8 protein-coding genes and 1 tRNA gene are annotated in these 7,916 nt (G+C 66.7%); 3 read left to right on the top strand and 6 right to left on the bottom strand.

The window, feature by feature from the left end; translation table 11 throughout:
• Positions 1-26: 26 nt before the first annotated feature.
• The 5 genes from ASG07_RS04695 to ASG07_RS17445 form a co-directional block, all read right to left on the bottom strand.
• Positions 27-1,064: an oxidoreductase gene (locus tag ASG07_RS04695; RefSeq protein ID WP_055843109.1), complete on the bottom strand. Its 1,038-nt coding sequence runs from the start codon at positions 1,062-1,064 to the stop codon at positions 27-29.
• On the bottom strand, positions 1,061-1,981 hold the full coding sequence (locus ASG07_RS04700; protein WP_055843112.1) for an SDR family oxidoreductase: 921 nt from the start codon (positions 1,979-1,981) through the stop codon (positions 1,061-1,063). Before ASG07_RS04700 ends, ASG07_RS04695 begins: the two co-directional genes overlap by 4 nt.
• Before the next feature lie 94 nt (positions 1,982-2,075).
• A complete protein-coding gene (locus tag ASG07_RS04705; RefSeq protein WP_055843114.1) occupies positions 2,076-2,897 on the bottom strand; it encodes an inositol monophosphatase family protein in 822 nt (273 codons plus the stop codon).
• An 87-nt stretch (positions 2,898-2,984) separates the two neighbouring features.
• Positions 2,985-3,800 (bottom strand): aldolase/citrate lyase family protein, encoded by an 816-nt coding sequence (locus tag ASG07_RS04710; RefSeq protein ID WP_236694559.1) that lies wholly within the window; start codon positions 3,798-3,800, stop codon positions 2,985-2,987.
• Between the two features lie 252 nt (positions 3,801-4,052).
• Positions 4,053-4,634 (bottom strand): hypothetical protein, encoded by a 582-nt coding sequence (locus tag ASG07_RS17445; RefSeq protein WP_168377306.1) that lies wholly within the window; start codon positions 4,632-4,634, stop codon positions 4,053-4,055.
• 9 nt (positions 4,635-4,643) lie between these two features.
• Between ASG07_RS17445 and ASG07_RS04720 the strand changes: the two genes are divergently transcribed.
• Complete coding sequence (locus ASG07_RS04720; protein ID WP_055843120.1) at positions 4,644-6,017, top strand: class II 3-deoxy-7-phosphoheptulonate synthase; 1,374 nt, start codon at positions 4,644-4,646, stop codon at positions 6,015-6,017.
• 78 nt (positions 6,018-6,095) lie between these two features.
• Positions 6,096-6,170, top strand: a tRNA-Glu gene (locus ASG07_RS04725).
• A 50-nt stretch (positions 6,171-6,220) separates the two neighbouring features.
• Here the strand turns inward: ASG07_RS04725 and ASG07_RS18005 are convergent.
• The gene (locus ASG07_RS18005) at positions 6,221-6,346 is read right to left on the bottom strand and encodes a hypothetical protein (RefSeq protein ID WP_269082622.1); all 126 of its coding nucleotides are present in this window, start codon (positions 6,344-6,346) and stop codon (positions 6,221-6,223) included.
• Positions 6,347-6,523: 177 nt separating this feature from the next.
• Here ASG07_RS18005 and kynU point away from each other — a divergent pair, with 177 nt between their 5' ends.
• The gene (gene kynU, locus ASG07_RS04730; protein ID WP_055843122.1) at positions 6,524-7,768 is read left to right on the top strand and encodes a kynureninase; all 1,245 of its coding nucleotides are present in this window, start codon (positions 6,524-6,526) and stop codon (positions 7,766-7,768) included.
• The last annotated feature ends 148 nt before the right edge of the window (positions 7,769-7,916 follow it).

Raw genomic sequence — 7,916 nt, forward strand, 5'->3', positions numbered from 1 at the left:
CGAAGCGGTCGCACCGGCGAAGAGGATCAGACGAGCGTGTCGCGCATGGCGTTGTCGAACGGTAGGAACGCCTCGCGCTCGGCGATCTTCGCGACGAGGTCCGGGTTCGCGATGAACGCACGGCCCCAGGTGACGGCGTCGAGCAGGCCGGATTCGACCTCCGCCTCCGCCTCCTCGATCGACAGCGACGCGCCACCGATCAGCACGCCGTCCCACAACGGCCTGATCCTGCGGATCGCGGTGCCCGACGTGTCGGCATAGACCGACCCCGCGCCGCTGACGTCGAGCGCGGCGAGCCCGAGCTTACGAAGTTCCGGCAGCAGATATGCGAGCATCGCGTCGATATCGGGCCATTCGTATAACCCGCCCATCGTGCGCGACGGGCTGATCCGGGCGATCACCTTTTCGGCGGGGACGACGGCAAGAACCGCCTCGACCAGCTCCAGCATGAAGCGACAGCGGTTCTCGACCGATCCGCCGTAGCGGTCGGTGCGATCGTTGACGCGTGCGTCGAGGAACTGGTCGGCGAGATAGCCGTGGCCGGTGTGAAGTTCGACCGCGTCGAAGCCGACGTCGATCGCGCGGCGCGCGGCATCGGCGAAATAGCCGTAGATCGTCGGCATCTCGTCCGCGTCCAGCGCGCGGGGTTCGCCATACGGCTTGTCGTTCTGGCGATTGACGCCCTCGGCCGCCCGGCCGGTGCTGCTGACCGGGGCGTCGCCGGTGAAGTCGGCGTGGCTGATGCGCCCCATATGCCAGAGCTGGCAGGCGATCTTGGCGCCGCTCTCGTGCACCGCATCGACCACCTTGCGCCAGCTTTCGGCGTGCGCGTCGGTCGCGATATACGGCGCATCCTTCCACCCGTCGCCGCTCTGGTGGATGATCGTGCCTTCGGTCAGGATCAGGCCGACGCCGCCGTCGGCACGACGCTTGTAGTAATCGCGCATCGCGTCGGTGGCGTGACGCCCTTCGCCCGCAAAGCTGCGGCTCATCGCCGACATGACGGTGCGGTTGCGGAGCGGGATGAAGTCGGTCCGCTCCAGCGGGGTGAGAAGACGGGTCATCGGGCGGCCTCCAGCCGGTAACGGTCGAAAAAGGGATGCGAGAGATAGGCGTGCAGCGTCGCGCGCCAGTCGCGTTGCAGGTTACGGTGTTCCGCGTCGAGGCGTGCGCAACTCAGCACCGCGCGATCGGGGCGGCGGCCGAGTTCGTTGCCCGACACGGCGGTGGCGGCGACGGTGACGACCTTCAGCCGGTCCGACCAGCCGAGCGCGATCACGATCTCTTCGGCGATCTGCGCGAAGGTCGCTTCGCCCCGGCACGCCATCTGATAACTGCCCGATGCGCCCGCCGCGACCAGCGCCAGCGTGTTGAACGCCAGGTCGTTGGTCCAGGTCGGCTGCCACACGCGGTCGCCCACCTCGAACCGCGCGTCGCCACGGTCGATCGCCGCGCGCATGACCGGGATAATCCGGCCGACGAAATTCTTGTCCGCCTCCTCGCCGCCGAAGAATCCGGCCATGCGGACGATCGTCGCATCCGGGATCGCGGCGGTGACCTCATGCTCGGCGGCCAGCTTCAATTCACCGTAGAACGACAGCGGACGCGGCTCCTCGTCCTCCGGGATCGGGTTGGTCGCGCCGTCATAGGTCAGGAAGGACTGTGGAAACACGAAACGCGCGCTCGCCTTCCTCGCCAGCGCGACGGCATTGCGCGTGCCGGTAACGATCGTCTCGCGCGCAGCATCGGGCTCGCGGGCGCACCCCTCCACGTCGACGCGCGCGGCACAGTGGATGATCCACCCTCCGGCGACGCGATCGGCCCAGGCATCGAGCGCCGCGGGATCGCGCACGTCCAGTTCCTCGCGCCCCGGCGTATGGACCGTCAACGCGGGAAAGCGGCTCGCCTCCAGCGCCAGCGCGCGTCCGAGCATCCCGCGTCCGCCGGTCACGAGAACCGGCACCGTCTTTTCCATATTCATCGTCCCGTTGATCGGCCGCGACGGGCACAGGCATCGGGCGGCCCGGCCCGCCAGAGCGCCTTAGCAACCCGGCCATGGCACTGACAACCGGCCATCATTCGCCCGCGAGGAAGCCTGGCTCCCCCGGCTTCAGCACATCCATCGCCAGCCGCCACGACGCATCGGATGCGGCGGCGACCAGCCCGGTTCCATGATCGTCGATGCGGTAATCGCTGCCGTCCCACCGGCTGACGCGGCCACCCGCCTCCGTCAGGAACAGCGCACCGGCGGCGTGATCCCAGGGCAGGATTCGCTGGAACAACGCCACGTCATATTCGCCCGTGGCGAGACGGGGGTAATGTTCGGCGGCACAGCGCGGGATCGGGACCAGATCGAACGCCTGCTCCGCCCGCGCATGCGTCCGTTCCCGCGCGGTCGCCGCCATGAATTGCGTCGCCAGCGTCGCCACGGGACGCTGCCGCTCGACGGTACGCGTCACCGCCGGTTCGTCGCCGATGAACGCGCCACCGCCCGCGACGGCGTGGCAGATGCGCTGCGCCACCGGGTCGTAAAGCCAGCCCGCGATAGTCCGGCCGTCCTCGATCAGGGCGATAATCATTCCGAACGGCTGGCGGCCCTCGGCGAAATTGGACGTGCCATCGATCGGATCGATGATCCAGATCCGTCCGCGGCCGAGATCGTTCATCAGCGACGGATCGGCGGCACACGCTTCCTCGCCGATGATCCGCGCAGCCGGATCGATCGTCGCCAGGCCATCGTGCAGCCGAAGCTCCGACTCATGATCGGCGACGGTGACGAGTTCGCCGCGCGACTTCTCGACGATCTCGTCCGCACGCAGATTGCGGAATCGCGGCATCACGACGAGTTCGCCGACGCCCGCGAGGAGCGCCGTCACCGGCTTGTGGAGGTCGTGCAATGCTGAATATATCCTTCCGGGTCGGACAGCGGCCGTGCCCCCACGGCGACCGCACCCGATCGGCCCGCCGTCGGGCCACGTCGTCGTTCAGGCCACTTTGGCCATAGCCTTCAGAGCCGGTGGATCGACGCGGACCCGCTTTTCCATCATTTCGATCCGGGCCTGATCCTCGGATGCGATCTGCTGGTAATAATCACGCTTGTTGCGTAGCCATTCGAGTTCGAACTCCACCGCGTTGGCGATGCCCGCCTCGATGTTGGCGCGCGCCGCCGCCGCACCCTCGAAGATGACCTTGCGGGTTTCGAAGCGATCGAGCCGGACCTGCTGGATTTCCCGCAGCGCCCCGACGGCATCATTCGACACCGAGCCGCCGACGACCAGCTCCAGATCATGCTCGCGACAGGCGCGCGCGACCGTCAGAACGGCATCGGTTATCGACCGCTCGTTGACCGCGGTCCGCGCCATGCCGCGCGACAACGTGAAATCGACGCGACCAAAAACGATGCCCGTGCCGCCGGCTTTCGCGACCGGCAGCATCTGCTCCAGATTGCGGAGCGTCGTCTCGGTTTCCAGATTGAACAGGAAAGTGGTCGACTCATCATCGACCCCATGCGTCTTGGTCTTCGCTTCGATGAACTTGCTCAGCGCATACGGCGTCTCCACCATCGGCGCGATGATGTAGTCGACACCATAGACACGCGAGGCCAGCAGGTCGGACACCGCCTCGCACCCGCCGATCTTCAGCGCGACATCCACGCCGGCGCGACGGGCGAGTTCGAGCAGCCGGAGGAACTCGTCCGGGCGCGTTCCCTCCGCCTCGAACTCCGCCTTGACCGCGACGACGCCGTACTGGTCCCGCCCACGCTTCAGAGCGTCCAGCATCCTGCGTTCAGACTGGTTCACCGTTAACCCTTACTCTTTGCTACGATTGGCGAATGACGTTGGCGATGTCGGGCCCTCCCGTCAACCCGCCGATCCGGCGTCGGCGTATCGCCACGCTGGCGAAACGATCTGGCAGCACGTTGTATTCAGTGAATTTTTGGCGAACTCTAGCCGATCGTTGCGGCTGTATTCCGGCGCCGGATTCGTGCGACCCGTTTGATACGAGCCTGATCTACAGCAAGCCGTCGCGCTGCTCATAGGCAAGTGGGGCCATCAAAAGCCCGTCATGGTCGCGGTTGGACGCCCGCCGACTGGCGGCTCTGAGTTGATGATGAGGTCGTCCTCCCGATCCTGCCCCCCCCGATACCGTGGTCGTGGTTCCACGACATGGAGGCGACGACGTTTCTGCTCGCCGCCGGGCCACTTCCTGACACTCCGGATGTCTTTTAACGCGCAAGCCGATGCGCCCGGTGGCCGATCCTGATGCGGGATATCGACGTCGGGATACAGGATCGGTGCCGCGCGTTGCGCGATCATGGACAGGATTTCCGGGATGATCGCGCAACCGTTCGTCGTCGAACGCGACACGGACATGGCCGGAATGATCGCCGGTGACGTCACGGTACGATCAGGCACCCTGCTACGGCTCGGCGGCATGGTTCGCGGCGATATCATCCTGGAGCCCGGCGCGCGGCTGGAGATGTCCGGTATCGTGTCCGGACGGGTCATCCGCCGCTGAACGCTGATCGGGCGGGCGCGGGAAAGCTTGGCTTTCCCGCGCAGGCGAAAAGGTTCCAAACGATTTGCGCCGGTGACGGCGATGGCGCATGAGCCGCCGATATCGTCATCGTGCAAGGACTCGTTATGGCCGCCAACTGGGCCCCCGAAAGCTGGACCGCCGCCGACGCGCGCCAGATGCCCGACTATCCGGACGCCGCCGCGCTGAAGTCCGCGACGGACACTTTGGCGACCTATCCGCCCCTCGTCTTCGCCGGAGAAGCGCGCAGCCTGACCGCAGAGCTGGTTGAGGTCGCCGCGGGTCGTGGTTTCCTGCTCCAGGGCGGCGACTGCGCCGAGAGCTTTGCGGAGCATAGCGCGAACAACATCCGGGACACGTTCCGCGTGATCCTGCAGATGGCGGTCGTCCTGACCTGGGCGTCGAAACTGCCGGTGGTGAAGGTCGGCCGGATGGCGGGCCAGTTCGCCAAACCCCGCTCCACCCCGACCGAGACGATCGACGGCGTCGAACTGCCCAGCTATCGCGGCGACAACGTCAACGACATCGCCTTTACGCCCGAAGCTCGCATCCCCGATCCGCAGCGCCTGATCCGCGCCTATGCGCAAGGGGCGGCGACGCTGAACCTCCTGCGCGCCTTCGCACAGGGCGGTTACGCGAACCTGCATCAGGTGCATCGCTGGACGCACGACTTTATGGGCCGCAGCCCGTGGGCGAAGAAATACACCGAGACCGCCGACCGCATCGGCGAAGCGCTGGAGTTCATGGCCGCCTGCGGGATCGATCCGGAGACGGTGCCGCAACTGGCGCAAACGCATTTCTACACCAGCCACGAGGCGCTGCTGCTGCCGTTCGAACAGGCGATGACGCGGCAGGATTCGTTGACCGGCGACTGGTACGACACCTCGGCGCATTTTCTCTGGATCGGCGACCGCACCCGGTTCGAGGGTTCGGCGCATGTCGAGTTCCTGCGCGGCATCGGCAACCCGATCGGCATCAAATGCGGCCCCAGTCTGGAGCCGGACGACCTGTTGCGGATGCTCGACACCCTCAACCCCGGCCGCGTTCCGGGGCGGATGACGCTCATCACCCGCTTCGGCTACGACAAGATCGAGGGGGCGCTGCCCCGCCTCGTGCGTGCCGTCACGCGAGAGGGGCATCCGGTCGTCTGGAGTTGCGACCCGATGCACGGCAATACGGTAAAGGCGGTGACCGGGTACAAGACGCGCCCGTTCGATCGCATCCTCGCCGAAGTCCGCGGCTTCTTCGCCGTTCACCGCGCCGAGGGGACGCATGCCGGCGGCATCCATGCCGAAATGACGGGCCAGAACGTCACCGAATGCACCGGCGGCGCGGTCGACGTGACCGAACAGTCGCTGGCCGATCGCTATCACACGCATTGCGACCCGCGCCTGAACGCGGGCCAGAGCCTGGAACTCGCATTCCTGCTCGCCGAAATGCTCAACGCGGAGATGGCGGAGCGCCGCAAGGTCGCCGCCTGATACAGGAAAAGCGGCGGATGCAGGCGATCCCGCTTGACGTCCGCCGCCCCCTTCCATAAACGCGCCGCTCCACCGGACGGCCCCTTCGTCTAGCGGTTAGGACGTCGCCCTCTCACGGCGAAAACACGAGTTCGATTCTCGTAGGGGTCACCAGTCGCCGCCTGACGCGTCTCCGGTTCATCCACATCGCTGACATGAATGTCCTATTTCATCAGGAACAGGATCAGTCCGATGACCGCGACCCAGAAACCCGCACCGAGCAGCAATGCTCCGCCCACCCCGAAATACAGGGGATATCCGCGCGGATGCTGCGGCGGATCGGTGTTCATGCTCCTCCCCTCCCCCCGTATGACGACCCGATAGGACGGGGCTCGCAGCGATCCTAGAGGCGCGCGCGGGGCCGAGTAAAGAATCCCGGCATCACATTTTGTGCCATGGCGGGCTGACCGGAATGGCGTATCCACGGGCGCGCTCGGGATCACTTCGTGACCGGGCCGGAGTTACTGATGCGCTTTCAAACTCTTCCCGACCTTGCCGCCGTTCGGGCGCTCGATTCAGCAGACCCGCTGGCGACGATGCGAGATCGCTTTTCGCTGCCCGAGGGGATCGTCTATCTCGACGGCAATTCGCTGGGGGCGTTGCCGCGCACCACTGCGGAGCGGATCGCCGACGTCGTCACGAACGAATGGGGACGCGACCTGATCGGCAGCTGGAACAGCGCCGACTGGATCGGTGCGGCACGCCGGGTCGGCGCGCGCATCGCGCCGCTGATCGGGGCGATGGCGAGCGAGGTGCTCGTCGCCGACTCGACATCGGTCAATCTCTACAAGCTCCTGATAGCGGCGTTGAAGGCATCGCCGGACCGCGACACGATCCTGTCGGAACCGGGCAATTTCCCGACCGATCTCTACGTCGCCGACGGGGCCGCGTGGAGCGTCGGGGCAAAGGTGCGGACCCTGCCCGTCGACGGCCTGATCGCCGCGATCGACGACGGCGTCGCGGTCGTGATGCTGACCCATGTCCACTACAAGACCGGCGCGATGCTCGACATGGCGGCGATCACCGCGGCGGCTCACGCGAAGGGCGCGCTGGTCCTCTGGGACCTCAGCCATAGCGTCGGCGCGGTGCCGGTCGACCTCGACGGCTGCAACGCCGATCTCGCGGTTGGATGCGGCTATAAATATCTGAACGGTGGCCCGGGCGCGCCGGCGTTCCTGTACGTCGCGGAGCGGCATCAGGCGCGCCTGCGCTCGCCGCTGTCGGGCTGGATGGGCCACGCCACGCCGTTCGCGTTCGAGGACGGCTATGCACCCGCAGGCGACATCGGCCGCTTCCTGTGCGGGACGCCCCCAATCATCGGGCTGGCGGCGCTGGAAGAGGGCGTGAAGCTGTTCGAGGAGGTGTCGTTCGAGGCACTCGTCGCCAAGTCGCGATCGCTGTCGTCGCTGTTCGTCGATCTGATGGAGGCCCGCTGCGGAGCAGATGGCTTCACCCTCATCAGCCCGCGCGACGCGACCGCGCGCGGCAGCCACGTCTCCTACGCGCATCCGGAGGCCCATGCGATCTGTCAGGCGCTGATCGCGCGCGGCGTGATCGGCGATTTCCGCGCGCCCGATGCGCTGCGGCTCGGCTTCACGCCGCTCTACACCAGCCACGAGGACATATGGCGAGCGGTCGACATCCTTGCGCAGGTGATGCGCGAGCGTCTCTGGGACGATCCGCGATACCGGGAGCGGGCGGCGGTCACCTGAGGACCGCCGCCCGCTCCCTCGTCCGATCAGCGGCCGACGGCGTGATAGGTGAAGCCGGCGTCCTCGATCATGTCGCGCGGATAGACGTTGCGCAGGTCGACGATCACCGGCTCGGTCAGCAGCGACTTGACGCGGCGCAGGTCGAGCG

Origin of the sequence: Sphingomonas sp. Leaf343 (assembly GCF_001423765.1) — a bacterium.
Lineage (GTDB): Bacteria > Pseudomonadota > Alphaproteobacteria > Sphingomonadales > Sphingomonadaceae > Sphingomonas.

Excerpts from the sequence above, each read along its gene's own strand:
- ASG07_RS18005 (WP_269082622.1), bottom strand. The coding sequence starts at position 6,346 with ATGAACACCGATCCGCCGCAGCATCCGCGCGGATATCCCCTGTATTTC.
- ASG07_RS04695 (WP_055843109.1), bottom strand. The coding sequence starts at position 1,064 with ATGACCCGTCTTCTCACCCCGCTGGAGCGGACCGACTTCATCCCGCTC.
- ASG07_RS04720 (WP_055843120.1), top strand. The coding sequence starts at position 4,644 with ATGGCCGCCAACTGGGCCCCCGAAAGCTGGACCGCCGCCGACGCGCGC.
- ASG07_RS04700 (WP_055843112.1), bottom strand. The coding sequence starts at position 1,981 with ATGAATATGGAAAAGACGGTGCCGGTTCTCGTGACCGGCGGACGCGGG.
- kynU (WP_055843122.1), top strand. The coding sequence starts at position 6,524 with ATGCGCTTTCAAACTCTTCCCGACCTTGCCGCCGTTCGGGCGCTCGAT.